The 26,457-nt window shown below is 66.7% G+C and carries 19 protein-coding genes; 11 read left to right on the top strand and 8 right to left on the bottom strand.

The window, feature by feature from the left end; all coding sequences use genetic code 11:
* Window positions 1-33: 33 nt before the first annotated feature.
* The 7 genes from EBO35_RS17190 (at window position 34) to EBO35_RS17165 (ending at window position 9,333) form a co-directional block, all read left to right on the top strand.
* The gene (locus EBO35_RS17190; RefSeq protein ID WP_122818808.1) at window positions 34-1,782 is read left to right on the top strand and encodes a DUF4012 domain-containing protein; all 1,749 of its coding nucleotides are present in this window, start codon (window positions 34-36) and stop codon (window positions 1,780-1,782) included.
* A gap of 44 nt (window positions 1,783-1,826) precedes the next feature.
* Window positions 1,827-3,197, top strand: a complete 1,371-nt coding sequence (locus EBO35_RS17185; protein ID WP_122818807.1) for a polysaccharide biosynthesis tyrosine autokinase — start codon at window positions 1,827-1,829, stop codon at window positions 3,195-3,197.
* A gap of 249 nt (window positions 3,198-3,446) precedes the next feature.
* Window positions 3,447-4,943: a hypothetical protein gene (locus EBO35_RS19590; RefSeq protein WP_164478018.1), complete on the top strand. Its 1,497-nt coding sequence runs from the start codon at window positions 3,447-3,449 to the stop codon at window positions 4,941-4,943.
* A 283-nt stretch (window positions 4,944-5,226) separates the two neighbouring features.
* Window positions 5,227-6,270 carry a glycosyltransferase gene (locus EBO35_RS20390; RefSeq protein WP_122818806.1) on the top strand — a complete coding sequence of 348 codons (1,044 nt, stop codon included), beginning with the start codon at window positions 5,227-5,229 and terminating at the stop codon, window positions 6,268-6,270.
* Window positions 6,267-7,073: a glycosyltransferase family 2 protein gene (locus EBO35_RS17175; RefSeq protein WP_164478017.1), complete on the top strand. Its 807-nt coding sequence runs from the start codon at window positions 6,267-6,269 to the stop codon at window positions 7,071-7,073. The genes EBO35_RS20390 and EBO35_RS17175 overlap by 4 nt, the downstream gene beginning before the upstream one ends.
* On the top strand, window positions 7,070-7,984 hold the full coding sequence (locus EBO35_RS20385) for a glycosyltransferase family 2 protein (protein WP_122818804.1): 915 nt from the start codon (window positions 7,070-7,072) through the stop codon (window positions 7,982-7,984). Before EBO35_RS17175 ends, EBO35_RS20385 begins: the two co-directional genes overlap by 4 nt.
* A gap of 218 nt (window positions 7,985-8,202) precedes the next feature.
* Window positions 8,203-9,333 (top strand): acyltransferase family protein, encoded by a 1,131-nt coding sequence (locus EBO35_RS17165; RefSeq protein WP_122818803.1) that lies wholly within the window; start codon window positions 8,203-8,205, stop codon window positions 9,331-9,333.
* Window positions 9,334-10,566: 1,233 nt separating this feature from the next.
* Here EBO35_RS17165 and EBO35_RS19585 read toward each other — a convergent pair.
* The 7 genes from EBO35_RS19585 to cysC form a co-directional block, all read right to left on the bottom strand.
* Window positions 10,567-12,318, bottom strand: a complete 1,752-nt coding sequence (locus EBO35_RS19585) for a hyaluronate lyase N-terminal domain-containing protein (RefSeq protein ID WP_164478016.1) — start codon at window positions 12,316-12,318, stop codon at window positions 10,567-10,569.
* Between the two features lie 1,074 nt (window positions 12,319-13,392).
* On the bottom strand, window positions 13,393-14,388 hold the full coding sequence (locus tag EBO35_RS19580) for a hypothetical protein (RefSeq protein ID WP_164478015.1): 996 nt from the start codon (window positions 14,386-14,388) through the stop codon (window positions 13,393-13,395).
* A 1,490-nt stretch (window positions 14,389-15,878) separates the two neighbouring features.
* Window positions 15,879-17,123: a sulfate adenylyltransferase subunit 1 gene (locus EBO35_RS17150; RefSeq protein WP_206422833.1), complete on the bottom strand. Its 1,245-nt coding sequence runs from the start codon at window positions 17,121-17,123 to the stop codon at window positions 15,879-15,881.
* A 59-nt stretch (window positions 17,124-17,182) separates the two neighbouring features.
* Window positions 17,183-18,097 (bottom strand): sulfate adenylyltransferase subunit CysD, encoded by a 915-nt coding sequence (cysD, locus tag EBO35_RS17145; RefSeq protein ID WP_122818799.1) that lies wholly within the window; start codon window positions 18,095-18,097, stop codon window positions 17,183-17,185.
* A gap of 120 nt (window positions 18,098-18,217) precedes the next feature.
* The gene (gene manA, locus EBO35_RS17140) at window positions 18,218-19,399 is read right to left on the bottom strand and encodes a mannose-6-phosphate isomerase, class I (protein WP_122818798.1); all 1,182 of its coding nucleotides are present in this window, start codon (window positions 19,397-19,399) and stop codon (window positions 18,218-18,220) included.
* Window positions 19,400-19,435: 36 nt separating this feature from the next.
* Entirely contained in the window at window positions 19,436-20,449 is a 1,014-nt protein-coding gene (locus tag EBO35_RS17135) for a sulfite exporter TauE/SafE family protein (protein ID WP_122818797.1), read from the bottom strand.
* Window positions 20,446-22,293, bottom strand: a complete 1,848-nt coding sequence (gene cysC, locus EBO35_RS17130; RefSeq protein ID WP_241153751.1) for an adenylyl-sulfate kinase — start codon at window positions 22,291-22,293, stop codon at window positions 20,446-20,448. Before cysC ends, EBO35_RS17135 begins: the two co-directional genes overlap by 4 nt.
* A 41-nt stretch (window positions 22,294-22,334) precedes the next feature.
* Between cysC and EBO35_RS17125 the strand changes: the two genes are divergently transcribed.
* The 4 genes from EBO35_RS17125 to EBO35_RS17110 all read left to right on the top strand — a co-directional run bounded on the left by EBO35_RS17125 (window position 22,335) and on the right by EBO35_RS17110 (window position 25,047).
* Entirely contained in the window at window positions 22,335-23,330 is a 996-nt protein-coding gene (locus tag EBO35_RS17125; RefSeq protein ID WP_122818795.1) for an asparaginase, read from the top strand.
* A gap of 153 nt (window positions 23,331-23,483) precedes the next feature.
* The gene (locus tag EBO35_RS17120; protein ID WP_122818794.1) at window positions 23,484-23,861 is read left to right on the top strand and encodes a helix-turn-helix domain-containing protein; all 378 of its coding nucleotides are present in this window, start codon (window positions 23,484-23,486) and stop codon (window positions 23,859-23,861) included.
* 47 nt (window positions 23,862-23,908) lie between these two features.
* Window positions 23,909-24,586 carry a hypothetical protein gene (locus tag EBO35_RS19575; RefSeq protein ID WP_164478014.1) on the top strand — a complete coding sequence of 226 codons (678 nt, stop codon included), beginning with the start codon at window positions 23,909-23,911 and terminating at the stop codon, window positions 24,584-24,586.
* A gap of 176 nt (window positions 24,587-24,762) precedes the next feature.
* On the top strand, window positions 24,763-25,047 hold the full coding sequence (locus tag EBO35_RS17110; protein WP_122818792.1) for a DUF2516 family protein: 285 nt from the start codon (window positions 24,763-24,765) through the stop codon (window positions 25,045-25,047).
* A 25-nt stretch (window positions 25,048-25,072) separates the two neighbouring features.
* On the opposite strand, the gene EBO35_RS17105 is transcribed toward EBO35_RS17110, so the two are convergent.
* Window positions 25,073-26,455 (bottom strand): sugar nucleotide-binding protein, encoded by a 1,383-nt coding sequence (locus tag EBO35_RS17105; RefSeq protein WP_122819904.1) that lies wholly within the window; start codon window positions 26,453-26,455, stop codon window positions 25,073-25,075.
* Window positions 26,456-26,457 lie beyond the last annotated feature (2 nt).

Genomic DNA, 26,457 nt, shown 5'->3' with positions numbered 1-26,457 from the left:
CATTGAGTCGGCCAGCGATGTTAGGTGCAGACAATGCTTTCTCGGCGCGGTTGGCGTGTCGCCATCTTCGGGATTCTCGGCCTGGCCATCCTCGGAGCCGTCTGGGCTGGCTGGCAGGCCTGGCGGGTCAACGACGACCTGACCGCGGCCGTCGCCGACGCCGACTCCCTGCAGTCCGCCGCTCGGTCCGGCGACCAGGAGCAGCTCGACAGCTCCCTGGCCTCGCTGCGGCAGAACAGCAGGGCCGCCGCCGACCGCACCTCGGGGCTCACCTGGTCCGTGCTCAGCCACCTGCCGGTGTTCGGTGACGACGCCCGCGGCGTTCGGGTCGCGAGCGACGTGATCGCCGATCTCGGTGACCGGGGGCTGGAGCCGCTGGTGGCGGCTGCCGACGACTTCGACACGATGCTGCCCCGCAACGGAGGTGTCCCGGTCCAGGGGCTTCGGGACCTGCGGTCCCCGGTCGGTGAGGCCCTGGAGGCGCTGACCGCCGCCGAGGACCGGCTCGCCGAGGAGGACTCCTCGGGCTACATCACCCGACTGCGGGACAAGTACCGCGAGCTCGACGCCACGGTCGGCGAGGTCCGAGGCTTCCTGGCCTCCGCCGACACCGCCCTCGAGGTGATGCCGACGATGCTCGGGGACGGAGAGCCGCGGCAGTACCTCCTCGTGCTCCAGAACAACGCCGAGATCCGCGCGGCCGGCGGCCTGGCCGGATCGGTCTCGGTGGTCACCGCCCAGGACGGCAAGGTCGGACTGGTCCGACAGGTCCCGGTCTCCTCCCTTGGCGAGGCTCCGGCCCCGGTCCTGCCGCTGACCAAGGGGGAGCGCGACCTGTACGGCGAGGTGCTCGGCACCTACCCGCTCAACGCCACGATGACCCCCGACCCGGCCCGGGCCTCGGACCTGCTGCGCGCCCGGTGGAACGGCGAGTTCCCCGACGAGGCGGTGGACGGCGTCCTGTTCGTCGACACCGTGGCCCTGTCCTACGTGCTGGAGGCCGTCGGCGGCGTCACCGTGGACGGCATCGAGCTCACCGGGGAGAACCTGGTGGACGAGTTGCTGCACAACGTCTACCTCCGGCTGACCGATCCCGCCGAGCAGGACGTGTTCTTCGGCCGGGTCGCCGCCGCGGCTTTCCAGCGGTTCACCACCGGTCTCTCCGACGGCGCCGGGGTGATCCGGGCACTGAACCGGGCCGCCGGCGAGCGCCGGGTGCTGGTGCACTCCTACGAGGAGACCGAGCAGCGCGCGCTCGACGGCACCGCCGTGGCGGGCGGCCTGGCCCAGGACAGCGACAGGACCCCCCAGGTGATGGTGACGCTCGACGACACCACTGGCGCCAAGATGTCCTACTTCCTGCGCTACGACGTGGACGTCAAGGCGACTTGGTGCACCGACGGGGTCCAGGGCTACACCGGGAAGGCGAGCCTGTCGTCGGTCGCCCCCCGCGACGCCGCGTCGCTGCCGCCGTACGTGACCGGTGGCGGGCAGTTCGGCATCGACGCCGGTGAGCAGCTGGTGACCCTCCGGCTCTACGCCCCGGTTGGCGGTGCGATCGGGGAGCTGCGCTGGAACGGCGCGCCCATGGAGCTGGACAAGGTCGACCTGGACGGCCGCGAGGTCGGCATGACCTACGTGCAGCTCGCCCCCGGCGAGAAGGTCGACCTGTCCTGGACGATGCGCGGCGCCAAGGGGCAGACCGCTGACGGCGTGCTGGCCGTCACGCCCACGATCGACAAGACCGACAACGTCAAGGCGCTCCCCAGCGCCTGCCGATAGGAATTCGATGTCAACGCAGCTGAACAGGGACGTGAGTTAAGGCGATGGAGCTTCGGGACTACATCAGGATCCTGCGACGTCGGTGGGTATCCATCCTGCTGGTCGCGGTCGTCGGGACGGCGCTCGCCGCCGCCGCCACCGCCGCCCAGACACCGCAGTACGCCTCGAGCGCACGGCTCTTCGTCTCCACGTCTGAGGGGGACCAGTCCGCCGTCTTCCAGGGCGGCCAGTTCTCGGCGCAGCGGGTCAAGTCCTACGCGGACCTGATCACCAGCCGGGAGCTCGCGACCCGGGTGGTTGACGACCTCGATCTCGAGGCCGAGGCCGGGGAGCTCGTCGGCCAGGTCAGCGCGTCCGTCGTGGTGGACACCGTGAACCTCAGCCTCGAGGTCCGCGACTCGGACGCCGCTCGGGCGCAGCGGATCGCGCAGGCCTACGCCGAGCAACTCGTCGAGATGGTGCGGGAACTCGAGACGCCGCCTGGCGGCACCCAGGCGCCGGTCAAGGCGACGATCGTGGACGCGGCGTCGTTCTCCGACGCCCCCGTCTCGCCCAGCTGGCCGCGCAACCTCGGGCTCGGCCTGGTCCTGGGTCTGTTGCTCGGCGTCGGTCTTGCCGTGCTTCGGGACCTGCTCGACATGACGATCAAGGGCCCGGACGACACGGCGCAGGCCACCGACGCCGCCGTCCTCGGGGCCATCACGTACGACCCGGCCACGAAGTCGAAGCCCCTGGTGACCTCGCTAGCCCCGCATGCCCCGCGGGTCGAGGCTTTCCGGGTCCTCCGGACGAACATGCAGTTCGTCGACGTGGACGGTCAGGACAAGGTCTTCGTCATCACCTCGAGCCTGCCGGGGGAGGGGAAGACGACCACGTCGCTGAACCTTGCCCTGACGCTGGCCCAAGCCGGCAAGCGAACGCTGTTGATCGAGGCGGACCTGCGCCGTCCCAAGGCATCCGCTGAGCTCGGCCTCGACAACGCGGTGGGCGTCACCACGGTGCTGGTCGGCAAGGTGAGCCTCGACGAGGCGATCCAGAAGCATGCCGAGACCGACCTGCATCTTCTGGCTAGCGGAGCTGTGCCGCCGAACCCCGCCGAGCTGCTCCAGTCGAAAGCGATGGCGGACCTGCTCGTCGAAGTTCGGGAACGCTACGACATCGTCATCATCGACGCGCCACCGCTACTCCCGGTGACGGACGCCGCGCTCCTCGCGACGCACGCGGACGGTGCCTTGGTGATCGCACGCCACGGCAAGACGACCAAGGAGCAGTTCGCCCAGGCCATTCAGCGCCTGGAGCAGGTCGGCGCTCGCCCTGTCGGGGTAGTGCTCAACATGGTTCCGACTGGCCGCGGTGCCGGTGGCTACGGCTACGGCTACGGCTACGGCTACGCCCCCGACAACGCTTCGGCGTGATCGATCGCGCCAACACGATCGGGACAGGCTTGTTTGTCCTACCGGGCCGAAACAGAGGGGTTCTTGCCGGATGAACAGCGGACAATGCTGCCGATACCGGGCCAGACCTGCGGTCCAAGGAGCAGCTGAACCCCTCCGGGCGGCTCATCATCTCCCCCCCGCCTTGGTCTCGCGAGGCACCGGGACCGCCGATTTGCGCGATAGAGGCGTTGTCCAACTTGATACCCCCGCGCATAGGACGGTCGTACAGTGACGGTCAGCGTTGTCGGGTTTGCCATCCTGGCGGTGATCTGCGTCGGACTGGTCACCCGCCGTAACCTATTCCCATTTGCGCTCGGAGCATCAGCGGCGCTGCCGACGACCGCCGCAATCACAGTTGGCGAGACGACGACGGTCGCACCATTTTATGTCCTCGGCGTTATCGCCCTCGTCCTGGCTATTATAAAGCGGGGGCGGCAGGTTCCCCATCCAGTCTGGCCAGTGCTCGCCCTCTTCGTGGTGGTCGTGTTTGCCGTTACGGTTTGCGGACCGTCCCTCTTCGAGGGCGTGCGGATTCTGCTTCCGCGAGCTGGAATCGATGCGCAGATTATCGATCCCGCGCCACTCAAATACACTCCTTCTATGGTTGCCCAACTGGCGTACCTGGTTATTGGGGTGGGCGTCGCCGTCTACCTTGCTAAGGAGCGAGCGACTCTCGCGGTATTGCACGCCGCGTTTGGGGTGGGTATTGGCCTCGGCTTCCTCAGAATCATAGTTGAGTCGGCAGGACTAGTTTGGCCGAACGGTCAATTCCAAAACTCCGCCACCGCCTCCTACAATCCCTTCGAAACCCGATTCTTTGGGACGTTTGCAGAGCCTTCCAATCTCGCCGTCTTCGCGGTCGCGGCTGCGACGTTCTACGCATTTCGCCTTGTCGACTCCATGCGCTATCGATGGGTATCAGGCGTAATGCTCGCTCTCGCGCTCTGGCAGTTGCTGCTCGCGAGTTCCGGGACCGCCGCACTAGCAGCCGTCGTTATTGTCGTTAGTGTCCTGGCGGTACAATTTTGGCGTTTCGTTTTTGGCCGAGGCGGACTTCACCCCGGGTTGGTCGTAGGTATGGCGCCCTTGGTCGGAACCATATGGCTTGCTGGCTTTGCGGACGCCTTTCTGCTGGAGATCACGGAGAAGTTCGACACTGAATCAGCCGCGAACCGATTTGCATCGGATATATTCTCGCTGAAACTCGTGGGTGAGACATTGGGGATCGGTGTCGGTCTGGGAGCGAATCGTCCATCAAGCTTTGTGACAATGTTGCTGTCCTGCACCGGCGTCGTTGGAGCAACACTCTTCATTCTGGTGATGACCCGAACTTTGCGTGGGCGGTTCTCCTCGGCTTCGACTCGCGCCGCCGCGTGGGCTTGGCTAGCGCTCCTTATCGCGAAGAGCCTCGCTGAGCCCGCGCTCTCTACCCCGCTTATCTGGTTGACCATGGGCGTGCTGATTGCGGGAAGCTTGGACGCAACGCATTCCAACAGGCCCGTCGACTGCACGAGCGACGGGGCCGGCCAAAAGCTCATGGTGACCTCCGTGGACCACTCGGTGAGGCGGGGTTCCAGGCCTGGGTTCCGTGAACAGTCGGAGTCCGGGCCGGGCTTTGCGAGCGGGGTGGATACTTCCCTGTCGCCAGACGGTCCGATTCAGAACGCGGGGGCGCCTTTACGGCGTCGCGATCCGCGGCCCTGGGTCGGGACGCCCGCCCAATAGCGTGCAATCGCTCACGCGCCAACTAATGCCTCACCGGCATCGGCGAACCCCGGACGGTGACCGCGTCGATTTCGTGTCGGTCGGAAGTAGGACGTTGGGCCATATAAGTCGCTCGAACAGGCTGGTTGAACCCAACTGCTTACCACTAAGGGCGCGCTGGGCCGTATTATCAGCCGCGAGGTCGGCGAGAATGAACACGATCGATTCCTGCGCCTGACCGGACGCAGGTTACGCAACTGGAACGACCGCCAGGCACCATGGGTCACGTCGAAAGAGGCAGACATTGCGAGCGCTAGTAAACGGCTACGGGGCCTACGCGGGAGGCATAGTCCGGGTCCACAACTCGGTCACCCAAGAATTAGCAAAGTACTACGATGTCTACGTGGCCAATGCTCCCCGCTTGCATGAGGCCGACCACCGGACGACAGTCTTGTCTACCCAGACAGACTCCCGATTGGCGTCGTTCTTTAGAGATTTGCTCGCGGCGAGAACTATCTCTCGATATGACGTCCGGATAGACACGGCTCCAGGGTTGCGTTTCTTCACCCGGGCGCGAAAAAGATATGTCATCGTCCACGATCTCAATTTCCTCGACCCCAAGGTCCATGGAATCTCCTGGCGTCAGGTTGTCTACCGGCAGCTTCTCCACCGGTGGGCACTCCCTAGGTGCGATCACATTGTCGTGGTCAGCGAAGAAACGCGAAAGGAACTGGTCTCCCTAGTTCCGTCGGCCGAAACGAAAACGCTGGTTCTTCCCCTGCCTGTTGATCACCTCGCTCCGTACTTTCGTCCACGTCCGCGGACGAAGGATCCGAAGCGCACTGCTGTCCGGCTCATGAGTTTCGGGCACGCACAAAATAAGGGCGTAAGGTCACTCCTGCGAGCGATGGAGGCGGAACAGGGATGGACGCTAGATCTTGTTTGTCCCGGACAAGCGTGGGACCAATACTGGCGCGACGAAGCCGAACTTACTGGGACGATTGATCGAGTAACGGTCCATTCGCACATTGACGACATCCGTCTGGTTCAACTATACGAACAGGCGGACGTATTCTGCATGCTATCTAGTTACGAAGGGTACGGTCTCCCGGTCGCGGAGGCCCTTAGTTTAGGACTTCCTGTAATAACGTCGAACATCGCCACTTTGGCGGCTACGGGCAGGGGCTATGCGATAAGCGTCGACCCGGCGGACCCAAGCGCGGTGCGGGCCGCTGTCCGAACTGCACGGTCTATGTCCGGTGATCATTGGGAGCGCGCTCAGCGTGAATTTTCTGATTGGACCTGGGAACAATGGACCCTTCGACTACTGCAGGGAACTACACAGTGACGGGCACTCTGCGGGCAGCACTGGTCACAGTGACGTTCAATAGCCGTGAGGACTTGGCGACTCACTGGAAGAACGCAGCGCAGCTCGCCCTTCCTTGGCTGGTGGTCGACAATGCCTCGACGGACGGCTCGGCCGATCTGGCGCGCCAAATGGGGGCAGCAGACGTGGTGGAACTGGCGGCGAACATGGGGTTCTCGGCGGCAAATAACCTGGCAGCGGGGCTAGTGAATGCCGAATGTTACATCTTTGCCAATCCTGACGTGGAGGTCGATTCCGATTCCGCCTTGCGTCTTGCCAACTACGCCATCGAGCACGGAGTGATTGCAGCTCCGCAGCTGTTGAACCTTGACGGAAGTCCTCAAGAGAACGGGCGTACTGATCCCTACCTGTACAGGAAGGTGGTGCACTTCCTGGGAGGCAGGATTAGCCGAGCGTCTGGTTACGAGGTCAGGGCTGAGCCGTCGGAAGTGGTTAGCGTCGATTGGGCGATCGGCGCCGCCTTGGCAATTCCCCGACCCATTCTCGAGGCCCTCGGCGGGTGGGATTCCAAGTTCTTCATCTACTACGAAGACTCTGATATATGTCTACGTGCCCGCCAACTTGGATTTGAGACGCGACTCATCGGCGATGTGAGGTGGGTGCACGCTTGGGCCCGGTCCACGCGGAAGAAGATCTCTCTAAACTCTTGGAAGTTCGAGTTTCGATCTGCGACCCGTTTTTACGCTCGCTACCCGAGACTGCTCGGGCATCCACGACTATCGGATCTGCGAAGTCGCCTCTCGGCAGTGTTTGGCGCCGCATGAGTTCACCCGTACGGGCGCGCGTCGCCGTGGTGATCGTCGACTACCACGCGTTCTCCTTCATACAGGAATGTGTGTCGTCTTTGGTCTCCCCGTTGATCGATTCCATCACTATCGTGGACAACTCCTGTGCGCCTTCTGAAACCGAACTGCTTCACGGGCTTGAAAGGTCCGACGGCCGGATCAAGGTAGTGACAGCTCCATCTAACCTAGGATTCGCTCGAGGTTCGAACCTCGGGGTCGACCAGACGGTCTCCGACGGGTCGGACATTATTTGGGCTCTGAACCCCGACACGAGGGTCGCGGCAGGCGCGGTGGAGCAATTGGTTCGATGTCTGGACGCGGGAGTTACTGATATCATTTCTCCGCTGATAACCACCGGTGATGGGGCCACGATCTGGTTTGCCGGAGGAGAGTTTGACACCCGGCGTGGCGTTTCTTGGCACTGGCGCAAGGGAGAGTCGGTGGACGGGGTCCGAGATGGACTGCTTGCGTCGGATTTCATCACCGGAGCTGCCCCGATGATGTATCGGCGGACTTGGAGCGTGATTGGCGGTTTTCCTGACGATCTGTTCCTGTATTGGGAGGATGCACTGTTCAGTCGTCGCGCTCGCGAACTGGGTTTTCGGATGCATGTCACCCCGGAAGCGAGAGTTTGGCACGCGCAGGGCGGGTCAACCGGAGAGCCAGGCGGGGGGAACGGGCCTGGCTATTACTACTACAACCAGCGCAACAGGATTCTCACTTGCGGTCGACCTGGGAACCTGTTGCTCGGCGCAGGCGCTCGAGAGACCGCGAGGTTGTTGCTGGCTCCCCTGGTACGCGACTCCAAGCCTAGGGCACCCAAATTCTGGGCTTCGGTGCGAGGGATCGTTGACGGCGTCCGAGGACGTCATGGCCGCGGCCCCTACTAGCCGGTGGCGTGCTTCGCTGAAGGGCGCTTCGGTCTCCATGGCTGATCGTCGTGCCCGGTGGGCCTAAAGCCTGTTTGCCCGTGGCAGAGCGATCGGCTGCGTCGCCCGTCTTCCAGATCGTATTCAGGCGCGTGCCGACCAACGTTGTGAACGGAAACATGCACTACGGTCGTCGTTTGCTACGTGCGCGACCGGTTCCTCAACTAGCATAGGCACCCGTGATCGCACCGATTTTCGACAAGGCCCATCAACGGGTCCGTTTGGATTCGTTAACAAGTTTACGGTTCTTTGCCGCTCTGCTGGTCCTAGTCCACCACGCTGCGTTCCTGCTGATGCCCGGCACAGCGGTCGAGAAGGTCACGAGCGTCGGTTACATTGGTGTCGGCTTCTTCTTTGCACTCTCCGGATTTGTCCTCACATGGTCGCTCGGGCCGGCGATTGCCCGTAGGCACTTCTATGGACGACGCGCGGCGCGAATTTATCCGATGCACTTGGTCACCGCTCTAGTTGCTGCTGTCTTCCTGTTCCTTGTGGGCGGCGATGTTGGGCTGGGGTCGTCGTTGCTGAATCTACTCCTACTACAATCGTGGATCCCGAACGAGCGTTATGCTTCGTCACTCAACGGTGTTTCATGGTCGCTCTGCTGCGAGGCCTTTTTCTACGCACTGTTCCCCATTTTGGTTCGACGAATTCGCCCCGTCCGACGGTTGCGATGGCTGGCCGGGGGAGTCGCTGTCAGTCTTGTGGTCACCGCTATTGCTGTCGCTGCGGTTCTTCCTGCCGAATTGGCGCAGCAATTTCTCTATAAGTGCCCTCCGTATCGCGTTGGCGCCTTCTTGTTGGGGATTATCCTTGCTACGGCGTTCCAGCGTGGCTATCGGTCTCCTGTCACGGTGCCGGCCGCTCTCTTCGCCAACGCGGTGACCTACCTGCTCGCAATGAGCCTTATCAGCGTTCTGCCGCGAGTGGGTGTCGAACCTCTTCGTGTTTACGCCGACCTAGTGACACTGCCCGCGGCATTGCTGTTGATCGTCGCCGCGGCGAGTGCCGACCGCGCTGGTTGCCGATCCTGGCTCCGGACGCCCTGGCTGGTTCGCCTCGGGGAAGCTTCTTTCGCCCTATATATGGTTCACTACCTCCTTCTGTTGATGTGGGTCGAGTTGGTGGGAAGCTCATCCGACGCATGGAGGGGGCTTGCGGCGGTCTGCATGTCTTGCATCGTGTCGATAGGCGTGAGTGTGGCCGCCTATCGCTGGTTCGAGCGGCCTGCCGAGGCAGTTCTGAGGCGACGGATCGGCGGGCCGAGGTCCGCGCAACCGGTAAACCCAAAGCTGGCTAGCGCGTCTTGACTCCAGCGGCGCCTCGACCGTGCCCAACCGGCATGGTCGGCTTGGCCGATCTTCCTCTCCGGCCGTACGTTTCGGTCGCGGGCCTGGGCGGGGCTCGTGGGTCTCGCCGCTGCTTTCGCCGCCTACGCGCAGGGCTGCTGCTGGCTTGACCAAGATCCGGCAGTCCGAGCGGCTTCGTGTTCCCGGGACGGGCCATGGGCGACGGGCAGCGCGTTAGGACGTAGGGACAGAATCGAATGGCCCCGGGTTTGGCGGAGGCTCGGTCACTGGAATCGGTGCCAGCCCACGGTCATCCGGCTGAAGACGTCGAGGACGAGCGCGACGCAAGTCCAGCCGGGGTGCGTTCGTTCTGCGTCGGGCGGGCCGGCCACCGACAGCTGGTTCGGGCCGGTTGCTAGGACTTCCGCCTGACCAGATCCTCCGGACGTATGGTTCCCGGGCCGTCGCCGATGGTGGTTATACGGATCCTCTTCCGGGATTCCCCGCATGCCCTCGGCCCGCATCAGCCGCTCCACGGGCATCGAGCGACCCGTCCGCCTTTGCGGTTGAGGTCGGCGTGGATCCTTCGGGCGCCGTGCACACACCCAGGTTCGCCTTGTGGGCGACCCCCTGATTCATCTCTCAACTCGGCGTCGCGGATCGCGCGGGCCGGCGGCGACCGTGCCTTCGCGGCGTAGTAGCTGCTCGGGGCGATCTGCACGCCGCGTCCTTCAGCACCGCCCAGATCGGATCGACCCTGTACTCGCGCCCATCGACCACGGCATGGCGATGAGCGTGGAGATGGGGCACTACCTGCTGGTGGGGCGGTTGAGCTCCGCCGCGAAAACAGCCGCCGACGTCTTCAGGATGCGGTTGGCCCGCCGAAGTTAAAGGACTTCTTCCTGCTCGAGCTTGGCGCTCCGCTGCGCCTCGGCTGAGGTCGTGCCGGGGCGGACAGTACTCGATCTCGGCCTGCCGGACCCAATGCGCAGGGTCTCCGGGAACAGGCCGAGCTGCTCGGCCACACGAGTGATCGCGTCCTGCTTCGTGGCCGGCGGGTCCTGGCGAAGCTCTGCGGCCATCCGGGTGGCTCGCTCACGCGTTCGTCGGTAGTTCCTTGGTGCTGCCACGACTCTCATCTTCCATGGATTTCGAACATCCACCAGAGTCGGGGCAATTCAGGATCCAAGAGCCACTAGGAGCTGTTTCCGGGCAGGGGTGTTGCATGTCGTGCACAACCATGCGGTGATCCGCCTACCACTGAGACACATTCAAGTCCGCGAAATAGATCTTGCCCTGCATCTCGTCGCACGTCAGGGTCATTGCGAGATGTGTTGCGCCTGCAGGCGCCCGCCGAATCGGGGCGTCATTGTGGAATGCGGTCCATGGGATGTCAACGCCATCTGTTTTCAAGATCTGGCGAGCCAGTACTGGGGGCCCGAGTTGCGTGAATGCCGGGGGTGCCTTGAACTCGAGGTTGCAGACCCAAGAGGCGCTCAGGTATGCCCGCCCAGCGCCGCCCTTTGCTGAATACCAGAGGAGCCAGGTGACCGAACCGTCCGGCTCTACGGGGACGAGAAGTGCGACCCGCCCGATTGTGTGGGCGCCGGTCTTGTTGACTTCTACCGATCGCGTGCCGGAGCGATAGTGCTGGGCAGTGGTTGAGATTGAGATGTGGTCGCCTGCCAAGCGGCTGCTGATTTGGGGAGTGTCACCTTCGGCGACAGCTGATGCGATGACCCACCAGGGGTCGAGAACCTCGGTGGATCCCTCGGTACTCGCGCTTGACGACGGGAGGAGGGACCGCGAGCTCGACTGTACGTGGGGCATGCCAGGCGTCGTAAGGGGGGACTGAGTGTTCCGCACGCGAACTAGGCCCGGGCCCATGGCGAACACTCCGGATGCCACGGCCAGATTGTTCATAAATACGCCATCAAACAGGGCCTGGGATGAGCCGCTGACCTCGATGATGCACGGCATCATCCGGGACCTCACGGGAGTGTCCCCGTTAAGGATGAGGAGGCCTCCTGACATGCGGAACGTCGAGTATTCGCTGCCTCCAAGCTTGATGAAAGGCGCAACTTCCCAAGAGTGATTCTCGATGTGGCAGTCGGTCAAAAAGACGCGGCAATCTGCCGCGTCGATGGCAGTGGCGCTATAATCGAAGCTCACGTTAGTGAAGTGCAGACCCGTAGAGGACGAACGGCAGTATATGTCGAGTGCGTTATTGAAGAAAGTGCATCCGATGAATGCGAGGCGCTCCCCGTAATTGCTTCCCGCGTCGGCTGGTACGTGGATTGCGATGCGATTCTGGTAGGCCGTCAGGTTGAGCCACGTGATGTTGTAGGTGTTGTGCCCGTACGCGACGGCTCGGGCGAATCCAGTTATGTTGCAGTTGCGCGGAGCCAAGTGATGAACGGCGCCGTTTTCGGCCGAACCTTGGTGCTCGAACTTTACGCCCGTCACCGTTCCTTCGGATTGCCCGGGACCGACGATTTCCAGGGAGTCGAGCGGACACGTTCCCGACCTGTAAGGAGGGTACGGTTCGTTGGCGTCGATGGTGATTGCCACGTCCGTGCCTCGAAGTGCTGAAGCATCAATGATTGTGCGGGGCCCCCCGATGATTCGGTGACGTTGGGATTCAATGACCACGCCTTCTTGCAGAGGGTGCACTGCGCCCGGCTTGAGCATGATGTCCGCAGCGCCACCCAGGCCAGCAATCGCCGCGACAGCGGCATTGATGGTCTTCTTCGCGCTGCCCCATGTGTCACCGTTGCGCGAGTCACTGCCTTCTGCAGGATCCACGAATACCTGCCTCGGCCGAACAAGTGCGGCCGACAGGCTCGCATCGTCGAGATGGCGGGGCAGGTTTAAGAACGGGGTCGTTCCATCACCGATGCGGAGGGTGCCCGTGTCGGTTTCGACCCCCGGCTCGCCGAGTGCGAGGACGGATTGGGCAGTAGCCCACTCGGCGGCGGTGCCGCGACGGAGGCGGATGGTGGCCATGCTTGTTGCCCTTCGAATCGTTCAGGGTGCCCCGCCGTCGATCACTTCGTCCGGCTCGGCCTGTGCTGGTGCGGGGGTCGTGAGTGCAGCGCTAGTCGTGCCGCCGATAATGAACGCGAGCAGGCCCCGGCGACCCGCCGGTGGATCGCTGCTCATGGCCTACCGCCGTCGATGTCGCCAGACCCACCGTCCTGGGTCGGGGATCCGGGCGGGCCCGGCGTTCCGGCCGGGCCCGGCTCGCCGCGAGCACCCTGTGCACCCGCCTCACCGGGAGCTCCCTGCGGGCCTGCCTCGCCGGGAGGTCCCTGTGGGCCAGGATCACCGGGTGCACCCGGCTCGCCGCGAGCTCCGGCGGGTCCAACCGGTCCAGGACCCTGCGGACCTGCCGGGCCAGGCACTCCTCGGGGTCCCGGCATCCCCACTACCGAGAGCCTCGCGCCCTTGGGACACTTGTTCCTCTTGGTAGGGGCAACGATCAAGTTCTTCTTCGTGACGCATGCCTTGATGGCGGGGGCTGCTCGCTCAGCCGCGGGAGCGGAGACCAGCACGGCTGCCGAGGCGCCGCCGCCGAGTCCGACACCTAGACCTACGAGCAGTGCTAGTAGTCCTCGGGGGTGCATTCTGTGAATCATGGCATCGTCGGGGGTTCCCCGGCGCCGATTCGCCAAGTTTGGCGAGCGGCCGAGCGATTCGGAGCAGATCTTGTCCGTGCTGCGTACTGGCAATCGACGATGGGTTCTACCAGGGCAGACTAGGCTGCGAATCCTTTCGACGTTGCTTGCGTTGTGGTACACGCAAAGGGGCGTCGTCTCGACTCCGCACTAGGGGCAGCGGCCGAATCGCCATCGGAGTCGGTGCCGGTACCCGACACTACGGATGCGCTTGCCAGGGGCTAAGCCTAAGAGGTAGAAACGATGCATGAATGCAACGAATAATGCACATGGCCGGCTAGGTGACGATCCTGCTCCAAGTCCCCTGGACGTGACGTTGCATGCGTGCTCCCCGTCGCTCCCGTTGCGTACGGGTCTTTCACACGCATCGCATGAGGACTTGCCGTAGCCCTCGTCTCGGGTATCACATGGGCGGGGTGCACGGATTGTGGCCGAGCTGGCCCAAGACAAAGACCCGCTGGACCTCGTCTAGGAATCTGGCTTCTTCGCCCAGAATCCAGTCAACATACGGCCGCTGCGCCTTGTTCGCTTGCTGTAGATCTGAAAGGGTGGCTCGAACCACTCGAGCGACTTCGGCCGAATCTACGCCACCGACACCAACCTTTGCAGACCAAGGCAAAGGCATGTCATCATGGAATGCTGCTGCGCCAATCCTGCGAGTGACCACGGCGCAACCTGCTAGAGCTGCCTCGCGGGGGATTCGATCTTTGCCGGGATGAAACCCGAGATCTAGGTAGACATGGCAGCTCGCTAGCGCGTTAGCGACCTGGTCTGCTCGCATGCCCGTTAATGGCAGCCATTCAACCTCAGGCAGAAGGCTTCGAATTGCCGGAATATACTGGCCGCCCTTCATGGGGTTGTATGCGACCCGGTATGGGGCGCCGGGGGACCGTCCCTCACCAACTTCTGAGCCGGGCCCCTGGGCAGTGTATGTGTAGTCGGAGACGATGCTGGCGCTTATGTTGCGCGCTACGTATAGATACGCCCAAGCATAGTGCGATTGCGCGATGTGGATAGCGCGCCGCAGCGTTCTCCGGTTCTCGATGGTGTTAAGCTGGCCGATCCCTCTGCGCGCCCGGCCAAGGTATTCTCGCCAGAATAGAATGTTCCAAAGTTCGCCCCGGCGTTTGGCCATGCGAAACATCTCGGTCGTCGATTTATCGATGCTCAACCACCAAATCACAGGGGTCGCCTGCTTGAATTGTCGTGCGAGCGGCACGTAGGCCTCCGGCACAACAATTACCGAGGAGGGATCATCTGGCACGGGACCGACATGGATCGGTGCATCAAACGATTGGTACTCCTGTACATCTGGATTGGACTCCGTGCCAGGGAATGGGGCCAAGAAGGCGTTGAGGTCCAACCGGCGCAAAGCGTCGACGAGTTGGTGCAGGGCCACTGGCCCACCCGTCCGAGCGCCGCGTGGATAGTAGATGAAGTACTGCTTCGGTGCCCATTCGGTACTAACTAGACGATCGTCTGTTGCGGATTGAGCGGTTCGTAATCTCATTGGGGGGCGCTCCCTGCTCATCGGCCCCAGTCGGGACCTGAGTGTCAAAATTGAAGTGTTGTTCGTCTCGGCGAAGCCGCCATTGGCCGGCGAAGGCTGCGACAACCACCAATTCGCCGAGCGCGATCGCAAACGCGGCTCCGGGGGAGCCGAACCTACTGCTGAAGTACACAATCGCGGGTATTCCTGCGGCCGCCCCTAGGAGGGTTCCGCGGAGCACGGCTTGCGCCCCTCCCTGCGGCATTAACCGGTGGTGACCGAGGGAGGTTCCTACTGACACAGCGAAGAATGCGACGCCGTACCAAAACGTGGTGGCTGGGCCGGGCGCGAACCGGTCACCGAATAAATAGGAAGCCGCGTTTGATCCTAGAAATGCGTAAGCACTCCCGCCAGCTAAGCCGAGCAAGACGTGCATACGAAGGGCAATTTGACGCCGACGATGTGCGATCCTGCCGCTGGAGGCCATCACCCAGGGCTGCAATGCCGCGCCGGTGGACGCTACGGCAAAAAGTGCGATCCGGTAAAGACGATCTGCCGAGGCGGTGACGCCAGTTACTTGATCCGTGGAGGACAGTCCAACGATAAGGATCGCCCCGGCCGAGTACGCGCCAGCGGCGGCTACGGTGGTTGCTGGCACGAACAATCGCCGTAGGCTGGAGCCCAGCGGTGGCGCATCGTGTCGTTTAGGGCGCACAATGAAAAGCGCGAACAGTATTGGGCTGAGAGCGCAGGAGGCGATCAGTAGCGCGGGATATACATATATGCTGCCTCCGCTCACCACTACAACGGCAGCCGAGGCGCTCAGTATGAACTTCGGTGCGACCTCACATAGTAGGACCGCAAATGGTTTGTCGAGGCCGATTGCTAGCCAGGAGGGGGAGAGGCCGATTAGAGCATATGCGGCAGTGGTGAGGGCCGTTAGTGGGAGTTCTCCGCCCGGGGCGGCCAGCACCACGATAAGTGTGAGGGGTGGCGCCGCGAACAAGGCCGCGACCGCTTTAGTCCTGAGGCTGTCGAAGTATAGTCGGGAAGCGTTACCTGGACTCGCTGCGGCGCGAGGAGGTCCGACGAGCGGCCACCCGATCGCGATTACAAGCGCTCCCAGGGCTCCAATCGACTGACCCGTCGAAAGTGCTGCCCACCCAGAGATTGTCGTTCGACCAGCAATAACCGGGAGCACGAGCATGGGCGCGAGAAGTGCCAGGAATGGCGGCAAAGCGAAGGATCCCAAGCGCCGGATCATTGCGGCGGCGGGTTCCCGGTTCACCGCCTAAATGTAGATGATCATCGGGCACTCGGTGCCCATCATCCAGTATTTGGGGAACCTAAGGGTGACGCGCTTCTACTCCCCCTATGTGGCCACCGACCTTCGACTTCATTCAGCCGTTGATCATCCCGGCGCCCACGGTGATCCCCGTGGCCTCGTCGATGAGGATGAACGAGCCGGTGGTCCGGTTCTTCGAGTACGGGTCGACCAGCAGCGGCACCGTGGTGCGCAGTTGGATGCGGCCGATCTCGTTGACCCCGAGCTCCTTGGTCTCCTGGTCGCGGTGCAGGGTGTTGACGTCCAGGCGGTACTGGATGTCCTTCACCAGCGCGCGGGCCGTGCGGGTGGTGTGCTTGATGGCCAGCTTCTGCCGCGGCTTGAGCGGGGTGGTGGTCATCCAGCAGACCATCGCATCGATGTCCTGGGACGGCTGCGGGGCGTTGTTGACCCGGGCGATCATGTCGCCGCGGGAGACGTCGACGTCGTCCTCGAGCCGGATCGTCACGCTCATGGGCGGGAACGCCTCGGTGATCTCGCGGTCGAAGAGGTCGATACCGGCGATCTTGCTGGTCATCCCCGAGGGGAGGACGACGACCTCGTCGCCCGGCTTCAGGACGCCGCCGGCGACCATGCCGCCGTAGCCGCGGTAGTCGTGGTGCTCGTCCGACTTCGGGCGCACGACGTACTGCACCGGGAAGCGGGCGTCGATGAGGTCGCGGTCCGAGGCCACGTGCACGTTCTCGAGGTGGTGCATGAGGGTGGGGCCGGAGTACCAGGCCATGTGCTCGGAGCGGTTCACCACGTTGTCGCCGTTGAGCGCGGAGATCGGGATGACCTCGAGGTCGGGGATGTTGAGCTTGGTGGCGAACTGCGTGAACTCGGCGTGGATCTTGTCGTAGATCTCCTGCGAGTAGTCGACGAGGTCCATCTTGTTCACGGCCAGCACCAGGTGCGGGACCCGCAGCAGCGAGAGGATCACCGCGTGCCGACGAGACTGCTCGGTGAGGCCCTGGCGGGCGTCGACGAGCACCAGACCGAGGTCGGCGGTGGAGGCGCCGGTGACCATGTTGCGGGTGTACTGCACGTGGCCCGGGGTGTCCGCGATGATGAACTTGCGGTTCGGGGTCGCGAAGTAGCGGTACGCCACGTCGATCGTGATGCCCTGCTCGCGCTCGGAGCGCAGCCCGTCGGTCAGCAGCGCGAGGTCGGTGTAGTCGTAGCCCTTGGACAGGCTGGTGGCCTCGACGGCCTCCAGCTGGTCCTCGAAGATCGACTTGGAGTCGAGCAGCAGCCGCCCGATCAGGGTGGACTTGCCGTCGTCGACCGAGCCGGCCGTGGCGAACCGGAGCAGGTCCATCCGGTCGCTCTTGATCGAGCTCGCACGGCCCGCGTCCGCGGTGGGAGTGGGGGTGCTCATCAGAAGTAGCCTTCCTTCTTCCGGTCCTCCATGGCTGCCTCGGAGAACCGGTCGTCGCCACGGGTGGCGCCGCGCTCGGTGACCCGGGCCACGGCGACCTCTTCGATGATCTCGGGGATGGTGCTGGCGGTGGACTCCACGCAGCCGGTCAGCGTCAGGTCGCCGACGGTGCGGAACCGGACGGTCCGCTCCTCGGCCACCTCGCCGGGACGGCACGGGTTGAAGTCGGACTCCGTGAGCAGCATCCCGTCGCGCTCGAAGACCCGGCGCTGGTGGGAGAAGTAGATCGAGGGGATCTCGATGCCCTCGCGCCCGATGTAGTCCCAGATGTCCAGCTCGGTCCAGTTGGAGATCGGGAAGATCCGCATGTGCTCGCCGGCGTGGAGACGGCCGTTGTACAGGCTCCACAGCTCGGGGCGCTGCATCTTCGGGTCCCACTGGCCGAACTCGTCGCGGTGGGAGTAGACGCGCTCCTTGGCGCGGGCCTTCTCCTCGTCGCGGCGCCCGCCACCGAAGGCGGCGGTGAAGCCGTTCTCCTCGATCGCGTGCAGCAGGGTGCCGATCTGGAGCCGGTTGCGGCTGGTCTTGCCGTCGTCGACGACGACGCCGTTGGCGATCGCCTCCTCGACGCTGGCCACGATCAGCCGCACGCCCAGCCGGTTGACCCAGTGGTCGCGGGTCTCGAGGACCTCGGGGAAGTCGTAGCCGGTGTCGACCTGGAGCACCGGGAACGGGATCTTGGCCGGGTAGAAGGCCTTCTCGGCCAGCCGGAGCATCACGATGGAGTCCTTGCCGCCCGAGAACATCAGGACGGGCTTCTCGAACTCGGCGGCGACCTCACGGAAGATGTGGATCGACTCCGCCTCCAGCTGGTCCAGCTGGCTCAACCGGTAGTCGGCGTGCGTTTCGGTCATGAGTGAGTGGGGACCTCTCATCGGGGTAGCAGCCGTCATCGTAACGGGCCGGGACCACAACGCCGCACCGAGGACGAGGGCTGGCCGCCCAGGTCACACGGCCGGACGTGCCGGGACGCCTCAGACCAGGTCAGTCATCGGGCGGTGTGGGGCGTCCGCCGGGGGTAGGTAGGCCTGCGCGACCTCGCCGGTGCCGATCACGCGCAGCTCGCCGTCGGCCTCGTCGGCGTACGCCGCGTCGCCGCGCTTGAGCCACAGGCTCGCGCCCTGGCCGTTCACGACCGCCACCTCGCCGCCGGTGCACACCAGCAGCCGCTTCCCGGTCTCGGGCAGCACCGCGCCCAGCGGCTCTGCCTGGGATGCCTGGGCGATCGCCAGCGCGAACTCCCCGCTGGGGCTGAAGACGTCGGTGGAGAACCCGAACTGGTCGGGGGCCACCCGGGCCACCCGGGACATCCCGGCCTGGAGGGCGTCGACCAGGCCGTCGCGGTCGATGTGCTTGCCGGTCAGGCCGGCCCGCAGCACGTTGTCGCTGGCGACCATCACCTCCAGGCACATGCCGCTCAGGTGCGCGTGGATGATGCCCGCCCCCAGGTAGGCGGCCTCGCCCGGCTGGAGCGTGAGCCGGTTGAGCAGCAGCGACACGATCACGCCCGGGTCCTCGGGGTGGTGCTTCTCGATCTCCAGGGCGGTCGCGTAGGCCCGCTTCACGTCGATGCCGAGGTCGTGGGCGGCCTGGCACTCCGCGACGATCCCGGAGACGGCCTCCGCCACGCCGTCGTCGGAGAGGATCCGCCCGACCAGGCGCACGATGCCCGGGAAGCCCGGGTCGGAGCGCAGGTCCTCGGTGAGCGCCTTGGCGTAGGGGTGGTTCAGCGGCGCCAGCACCCGCAGGATCTCCGCGGTCGGGCGGAAGCCCACGAGGGTGTCGAAGGTGGTCAGCGCGTAGACCATCTCCGGCTTCGGGTGCGGGTCCTTGAAGACCCGCTCCGGGGCGTCCAGCGGGACACCCGCCGCCTCCTCCCGCGCGAAGCCGGCCTGGGCGCGGGCGCGGTCGGGGTGCACCTGCACCGAGAGCGGGCTGCTCGCGGCCAGGATCTTCAGCATGAACGGCAGTTCGCCGGCCACGTCGGTCAGCGGCCGGTCGCCCTCGTCGTGGCGGGCCACCGCGGTGCCGAGCGGGTGGGTGCCCATCCAGACCTCGGCCACGGGGCTGCCGTCGGCGTCCTGGCGCAGGAACGCCGGGATGTCGTTGGCAGATCCCCACTCGTAGCCGTGCGTGGGGCAGTCCAGTCGCAGCATGGTGCCCAGCCTAGATGCCGCGTCCGCGCCTTGAGATCAGGTGCGGCCCGAACCGTCGGTGCTGTCCATCAACGGGCGTGCTCCGTACTCGGGATCCTCGAGCTGGGCCACGGTGGGAGCGCCGAACGCCGGAAGCCCCTGCCCGCGGCGCAGCAGGCCCCAGATGAGCGGGACCAGCACCAGCATCGCGACGCCGACGCCGACGATCAGCATCGGGTGCGACTCGTCCTTGCCGAGCGGCGCCCACTCGGCCTTGTCCAGCAGGGCGACGCCCGACATGGTCAGCACCACGACGATGCCGCGCCGGATGTAGGACTGCGGCACGCGGGGGGCGATCTTGCTGCCGAGCAGGGTGCCCGGCACCGAGCCCAGGATCAGCGGGATGGTCAGGCCCAGGTCCAGCCCGTGCAGCGCGATGTTCGAGATCGCCGCGGCCAGCACCAGCGGCACCGCCTGCACCAGGTCGGTGCCGACCAGCTTCACCGCGGACAGGCCCGGGTAGAGCATCAGCAGCGCGACCATGATCACCGAGCCGGAGCCGACGCTGGTGATGCCGACCAGCAGGCCGCCCAGGGCGCCGACCAGCAGGGTCGGGATCGGGCGGATCGGCGGGTTCGGGTTGCCCTCCGCGCCGCCGGAGCGGACCCGGCGCAGGTTGATGTAGAGGCGCAGGGCGTACGTCGCCGCCGCGAGCAGCAGCGCGAAGCCGATGCACAGCTTGAGCACGTCGTCGATGTCGTCGGGGTCGGTGAACCACGAGACCAGGTGTGGGCCGAGCAGCGCTGTCGGCACCGACCCGATCACCAGCCACTTGGCGAGCTTGAGGTTCGGTGAGCCCTCCCGGGCGTGCACGACCGCCCCGCCGGTCTTGTAGACGGCGGCCGCAGTCAGGTCGGCGGTCACCACCGTGGCCGTGTCGCCGACGCCGAGGAAGATCAGGGCCGGGGTCATCAGCGCCCCGCCGCCCATCCCGGTGAGCCCGACGACGACGCCCACGACGAAGCCGGCGACCAGGATCGACAGCGCGGTCAGCGTGATCAGCTCGCTCATCGTGCGGCCTCCCTCGTCCCGGTCAGGGCCGGCACGACCGTGCGCAGCAGCCCTTCGATGCCGACGGCCGCGGTCTCCGCCGCCTCCGCGCCCCGGCGGTAGGGGTCCGCGACGTCGAGCGCGTGGTCGGCCGCGCCGCGGCGCTCGCCGAGCACGGCCAGCAGCTCGCGGCCGGACAGGTCGCCCTCGACCTGCTCCAGGGCGTGCGCGAACTGGCCGAGCGTGAAGACCTTGCGGAAGGCGCCCGGGTGGTCGTCGAGGATGAACGTGCGGTGCGCGGCCTCGGCGGTCAGCACCAGGTCGGCCTCGTCCAGCAGTCGCGGCGTGAGCGGGCGGCTGCGGAACCCGGGATCGGTCACGTCCCGGCTCGCGAGCGTGCCAGCCATCACCTCGTCCATCGGGTGCTCGCGGAACCCGTGGGTGCCGGCGCTGGCGAAGGTGACGTTCGCGTCCGGCCCCGCCAGCCGGCGGGCCATCAGCTCCATGAACGGGGAGCGGCAGATGTTGGCGGTGCAGACGAAGAGGACGTGGAGGGGGCGCTCGGGCTCGGGTGCAGGGGTCTCGACACGGTCGGCGCCGGGGGCGCCTCCCGGCTCGACCGCCGGGGTGGGCTCGACCACCGGGGTGGGCTCGGTGCGGAGGTCGAGGTAGCCGGCCTCGGCCAGCGCGTCGGTGACGTCGGCCAGGGCCTCGTCGATGGTGCGGCCGGTCGTGTCGACGACGACGTCGGCGTCCTGGGGCGCCTCGTAGGGCGACGAGATGCCGGTGAACTCCGGGATCTCGCCGCGGCGGGCCTTCGCGTAGAGGCCCTTGCGGTCGCGGCGCTCGCACTCCTCCAGCGGCGTGGCGACGTGGACGAGGAAGAACGCCCCGCCGGCCTCGTCCACCATCGCCCGCACCTGCTGGCGGGTCTCGTCGAACGGCGCGATCGGGCTGCAGACCGCGACCCCGCTGTGCCGGGAGATCTCGGCGGCGACCCAGCCGATCCGGCGGATGTTGGTCTCGCGATCGGCCTTGGAGAAGCTGAGTCCCGCCGACAGGTTCCGGCGTACGACGTCGCCGTCGAGGCTGGTGACGGTGCGGGTGCCCTGCTCGAGCAGTCGGTCCATGAGCGCCCGGGCGAGCGTGGACTTGCCGCTCCCGGACAGCCCGGTGAAGAACAGCACCAGGCCCTGCTCCTGCGGGCCGGGCTGGTCGCGCTCGACGATCTCGGCGACCGGGGCCGGCAGGGTGTCGTCCGGTCCGGCTTCGGGCAGGCCGACGACCGGGTCCGGGCCGGCGTAGTTGGCGACGACCTGGAGGCCCAGCTCGTGGTCGACGCCGGCGTCGCCGTGCGAGGCGAGCGGGACGGCCACGACCGCGGCGTCCTCGAGAAGGTCGGCGGCGGTCAGGGTGGCGCGCAGCAGCGCGACGGGAGACAGCTCCGGCGTGCCGGCGCCGACCAGGGCGAGCAGGACCAGCGGGCCGCGGCCGCGCAGGGACTCGACCTGGGCGGTGGTCAGCGCGTCGACGACCGGCACGACAGTGCGTCCGGCGTACCGCTCGCGGACCTGCGCGGGGGTCAGGTAGTGGCGCCGGAACGGGCCGAACTGCGGGTGGGCCAGCGGCTCGACCGCCCCGCCGGGCACGGTCACCCGGGCCAGCGGCAGCCCCTCCGGGTCGACCAGCTCGACAGCGCCGGCGGCCGAGGCGGCCGCGGCGACGTCGGGCGGCAGGCTCAGCGTGACCGGGCTGCCGGGTTCGTCGAACCGGGTCACCGGGGCCAGGGCCCCACCGACGAGCAGCTCGAGGTCGTCGAGCTCGCGGGGCGTGGGGCAGTGCTGTGGCGCAGGCGGGTTCGACACGGGGCTCATCCTGACACGCAGGCCCTGGCTAGCCTGCAGCCATGTCATCTCGAGAGCCTTCCGCAGGGCCAGTCGCAGGGCCGTCCGCCGAGGTCGTCGCCGAGGTCGTGCGCTCGGGTTTCGTGGAGGGTCGTCACCACGGCTCGGTGGTCGCGCTCGCGGCCGACGGGCAGGTCGACTGGGCGCGCGGCGACGCGGTCGGCCCGGTGCTGCCGCGCTCGTGCAACAAGCCGCTCCAGGCGCTCGCGATGGTCCGCGCCGGGCTGGACCTGCCCTCGGAGCTGCTGGCGCTGGCGTGCGCCTCGCACTCCGGCGAGGAGTTCCACGTCGACGGGGTACGCCGGATCCTGGCCGGCGCCGGGCTCGACGAGGAGGCCCTGCAGACCCCGGCCGACCTGCCGCTCGACCCGGTCGAGAAGGAGGCCCGGTTGCGCGCCGGGGGCGCGCCGACCCGGGTGCACATGAACTGCTCGGGCAAGCACGCAGCGATGCTCGCGACCTGTGTGGTCAACGGCTGGGACACCGACTCCTACCTGGACCCGGCGCACCCGCTCCAGCAGTCGATCCGGGAGACCTTCGCCGAGGTCACCGGCGAGCCCGTCGCCGTCGACGCCGTGGACGGCTGCGGCGCACCGCTGCTGTCCACCTCGCTGACCGGGCTGGCGCGGGCCTTCCGGGCGCTGGCGGTCGCCACCGACGGCCCCGAGCGGCGGATCGCCGACGCGATCCGCCGGCACCCGGCGTACGTCTCGGGGACGCGGCGCGACGAGCGGGTCCTGATCGGCGCCATCCCCGGCGCGATCACGAAGTTCGGGGCCGAGGCCTGCCAGGTCCTGGCGCTGCCGGACGGGCGGGCGTTCGCGCTCAAGATCGAGGATGGCGGCGACCGGGCGCGCCCGGTGGTGCTCGCCGCCGCGCTGGCCCGGGCGGGGATCGACCGCGAGCCCGGTGTCGACGGCGCGGCCGTGCGCGCCACGGGGGAGTCCGTGCTGCTCGGCGGTCCGCGGCCGGTGGGGGAGATCCGCGCCGTTCTGTGACGGCCGGGCCGCTTGCTGCTGCTAGCGGGCGGCGCGCCCCGAACCGCCCGGATAAACGCGGGTGATTAGCCCGATCTGGAATGTGATCCGCGTCGCATCGGGCCGTTCCTGCTTGCAATTGCTAGCAACAGCAAGCACGGTGGACCCGTGGCTATGGGCAAGGTTGGCAAGACCGTCGAGTCGCTGGGCGACTACCTGCGAGAGCAGCGCACCTCCGCGCAGCTCTCGCTGCGTCAGCTCGCCGAGCAGGCCGGCGTCTCCAACCCGTACCTGAGCCAGATCGAGCGCGGTCTCCGCAAGCCCTCGGCCGAGGTGCTCCAGCAGATCGCGAAGGCACTGCGGATCTCTGCCGAGCAGCTGTACATCCGGGCGGGGATCGTCAGTCCGACCGAGGGGACCGACAGCTCCGTGGAGCTGGCCATCCTCCGCGACGTCGGACTGACGGAGCGTCAGAAGCAGTCCCTGCTCGACGTCTACGCGTCGTTCCTCGCGCTCAACGCGGCTGCCGAGACGCAGCCCGACGACAGCTGAACCCCGCAGGCCCGGTCCGTCCGGGCCACGACCGCAAGGAGATCTCCATGGCCAAGACCAAGCTCGACCTCAAGACCGAGGCGACCCGCACGCTCTACGCCGGCGCCGGCGTGGCCGACCTCGCCGTCGCGACCGTCCGCGAGTACGTCGCCGACGTGCAGAAGCGCATCGCCGGCGTGCAGAAGACCGTCACCTCCATCGAGCTGGAGCCCAAGGCCCTGCGCGAGCAGGCCGCCACCGCCGTGGCCACCGTCGGCGGACGCGTCGACGCGCTCTCCGCGGACGCCAAGGCCGGCCGCGCCGCCATCGAGGCCCGGGTCGCCGAGCTCCAGGCCGAGGCCCGCTCGCTGCCGAGCCGGGTCCAGGGCCTCGTCGACGAGAACGTCACCACCGCCGCCACGACGTACGGCGAGCTGGCCAAGCGCGGCCAGGACCTGGTGGCGCGGATCAGCCGCCAGCAGTCCACGCAGGAGGCCGTGAGCTCCGCGAAGACCACCACGGCCAAGGCGAAGACCACGCGGACCCAGTCGACCAAGGCCGCGAAGTCGACCGCGAAGAAGACCACGTCGACCGCGAAGAAGACGGCCGCCACTGCCAAGAAGACCGCGGCGAAGAAGTCGACGGCCCCCAAGAGCAGCGCCAAGGCGACCGCCACCGCCGCGAAGAAGACCGCCTCCTCGGCCACCAAGGCCGTCGGCGACGCCGCCGCCAAGGTCGGCGACTGAACGGTCCGGTGATCGAGCCTCCCTCTGGTGATCGAGCCGCCCGAGCCCCTGGGCGAGGGCGTGTCGAGATCTCCGGGACGACGGCGGGTCTCGACACGGTCGGCGCTGGCGCGCCTCCCGGCTCGACCAGCGGTTCAACACGATCGCCCCGGTGCGGGCGGCGGTAGGGTGGTGGCATGAACGAGGTGTTCGCGATCGAGGGGCTCGTCGCCCTGCTGCTGCGGTTCGCGCTGATTGCCGTCGCGCTGTTCGCGTTCGTGACCAGCCTGACCTACCCGGCCGAGGCCTACAACGCCGCCGGGAAGTGGACCAAGCAGGGCTGGACCATCGTGCTCGGGCTCGCGGTGCTCTTCGCGTTCGTCCCGCTGCTGCCGTTCTTCATCAGCCTGGCGTTCGTGATCGCGTCGCTGGTGTTCCTCGCCGACGTGCGCCCCGCGCTCAGCGGCCTGCGCCGCCGCTGAGCCCGGGGTTCACCCAGGCCGGGGCTCAGCCGGCGCAGTAGCGCTTGAGGGCCACGAGCTGGTCGGTCGGCTCGAAGCCGGTCGACTCCAGCTTCGTCAGGTCCAGCACGCTGTGCAGCGGGCGCGGCGCCATCTCCTTGCCCGCGGCGTACTCCTCGGTGGTGACCGGGGTGACGTCGTCGGCCGAGCGGCCGGACAGCTCGAAGACCTGCTTCGCGATGGCCGCCCACGACGTGGGCTCACCGCCGTTGGTGACGTGGTAGGTGCCGTACGGCGCCGCGGTGTCCAGCAGGTGTCGGGTGGCGCGGACCAGCTCGTCGGTGAACGTCAGCCGGCCGACCTGGTCGTCGACCACGCTCGGCGCGACGCCCTTCTCGGCGAGCATCTGCATGGTGCGCACGAAGTTCTTGCCCTCGCCGATCACCCACGAGGTCCGCAGCAGGTAGTGCCGCGGCGCCGCCGCGACCGCCACCTCGCCGGCGGCCTTGGTCTGCGCGTAGACCCCGAGCGGGCTCAGCGGCTCGTCCTCGGCGTGCAGCTCGGCGGTGCCGTCGAAGACGTACTCGCTGGAGTAGTGCACGAGCGTGAAGCCGCGCTCCCGCGCCAGCCGGGCCAGGGTCGCCGGGGCCTGGGCGTTGGCCGCCCACGCCGTCCGCCGGCCCTCGGCCGTCTCCGCCGCGTCGACAGCGGTGTACGCCGCGGCGTTGAGCACCACTGCGTACTCGTGCCAGGGCCACGCGGCCAGCGCGTCGGCGTCGGTCAGGTCGAGCTCGTCGCGGCCCACGCCGTGGGCGTTCGGCAGCGCCTCGGTCAGCGCGCGGCCGAGCTGGCCGTGCGCGCCGAGGACCAGCGTCCGCTTCGGCGCCATCCGCTCCGCGTCGGCCAGCGCCGGGTTGGTGCGGTCCTTGTCGGAGATCTCCGCCTGGTCGAGCGGGATCGGCCACGGGATCGCGACGGTGGCGTCGGCGAGGTCCAGGGCGGGGTACGGCGTGGCCGGGCGCCAGTGCTCGTTGACGAGGTAGGAGTAGGTCACCCCGTCCTCGAGGGTCTGGTAGCTGTTGCCGACGCCCCGGGGCACGAACACCGCGGTGGCCGGGTCGAGCTCGACGGTGAAGACCGCGCCGAAGGAGTCGCCCTCGCGCATGTCGACCCAGGCGCCGAAGGCCCGACCGTTGGCCACCGAGACGAACTTGTCCCACGGCTCGGTGTGGATGCCGCGGGTGGTGCCGCGCTTGGCGTTGAACGACATGTTGTTCTGGACCGGCCCGAAGTCGGGCAGGCCCAGCGCGACCATCTTCTCGCGCTGCCAGTTCTCCTTGAACCAGCCGCGGGCGTCCTCGCGCAGGTCGAGCCGGAGCACGACCAGGCCGGGGATGGGGGTGGTCTCGATGGCAGGCAGGTCCGCCACCG

The sequence above is a fragment of the Nocardioides pantholopis genome (genome assembly GCF_003710085.1).
GTDB classification, from domain to species: domain Bacteria; phylum Actinomycetota; class Actinomycetes; order Propionibacteriales; family Nocardioidaceae; genus Nocardioides; species Nocardioides pantholopis.
The sequence above is the reverse complement of the archived record's forward strand: the minus strand, read 5'-3'. Positions and strand labels throughout refer to the sequence as shown.

What these genes read in the sequence shown, in the direction of transcription:
- EBO35_RS17135 (WP_122818797.1), bottom strand. Translation starts at nt 20,449, where the DNA reads ATGAGCGAGCTGATCACGCTGACCGCGCTGTCGATCCTGGTCGCCGGC.
- cysD (WP_122818799.1), bottom strand. Translation starts at nt 18,097, where the DNA reads ATGACCGAAACGCACGCCGACTACCGGTTGAGCCAGCTGGACCAGCTG.
- EBO35_RS19585 (WP_164478016.1), bottom strand. Translation starts at nt 12,318, where the DNA reads ATGGCCACCATCCGCCTCCGTCGCGGCACCGCCGCCGAGTGGGCTACT.
- EBO35_RS17150 (WP_206422833.1), bottom strand. Translation starts at nt 17,123, where the DNA reads ATGGACCTGCTCCGGTTCGCCACGGCCGGCTCGGTCGACGACGGCAAG.
- EBO35_RS17125 (WP_122818795.1), top strand. Translation starts at nt 22,335, where the DNA reads ATGTCATCTCGAGAGCCTTCCGCAGGGCCAGTCGCAGGGCCGTCCGCC.
- EBO35_RS17185 (WP_122818807.1), top strand. Translation starts at nt 1,827, where the DNA reads ATGGAGCTTCGGGACTACATCAGGATCCTGCGACGTCGGTGGGTATCC.
- EBO35_RS20385 (WP_122818804.1), top strand. Translation starts at nt 7,070, where the DNA reads ATGAGTTCACCCGTACGGGCGCGCGTCGCCGTGGTGATCGTCGACTAC.
- EBO35_RS17110 (WP_122818792.1), top strand. Translation starts at nt 24,763, where the DNA reads ATGAACGAGGTGTTCGCGATCGAGGGGCTCGTCGCCCTGCTGCTGCGG.
- manA (WP_122818798.1), bottom strand. Translation starts at nt 19,399, where the DNA reads ATGCTGCGACTGGACTGCCCCACGCACGGCTACGAGTGGGGATCTGCC.
- EBO35_RS17120 (WP_122818794.1), top strand. Translation starts at nt 23,484, where the DNA reads ATGGGCAAGGTTGGCAAGACCGTCGAGTCGCTGGGCGACTACCTGCGA.
- EBO35_RS17190 (WP_122818808.1), top strand. Translation starts at nt 34, where the DNA reads ATGCTTTCTCGGCGCGGTTGGCGTGTCGCCATCTTCGGGATTCTCGGC.
- EBO35_RS19575 (WP_164478014.1), top strand. Translation starts at nt 23,909, where the DNA reads ATGGCCAAGACCAAGCTCGACCTCAAGACCGAGGCGACCCGCACGCTC.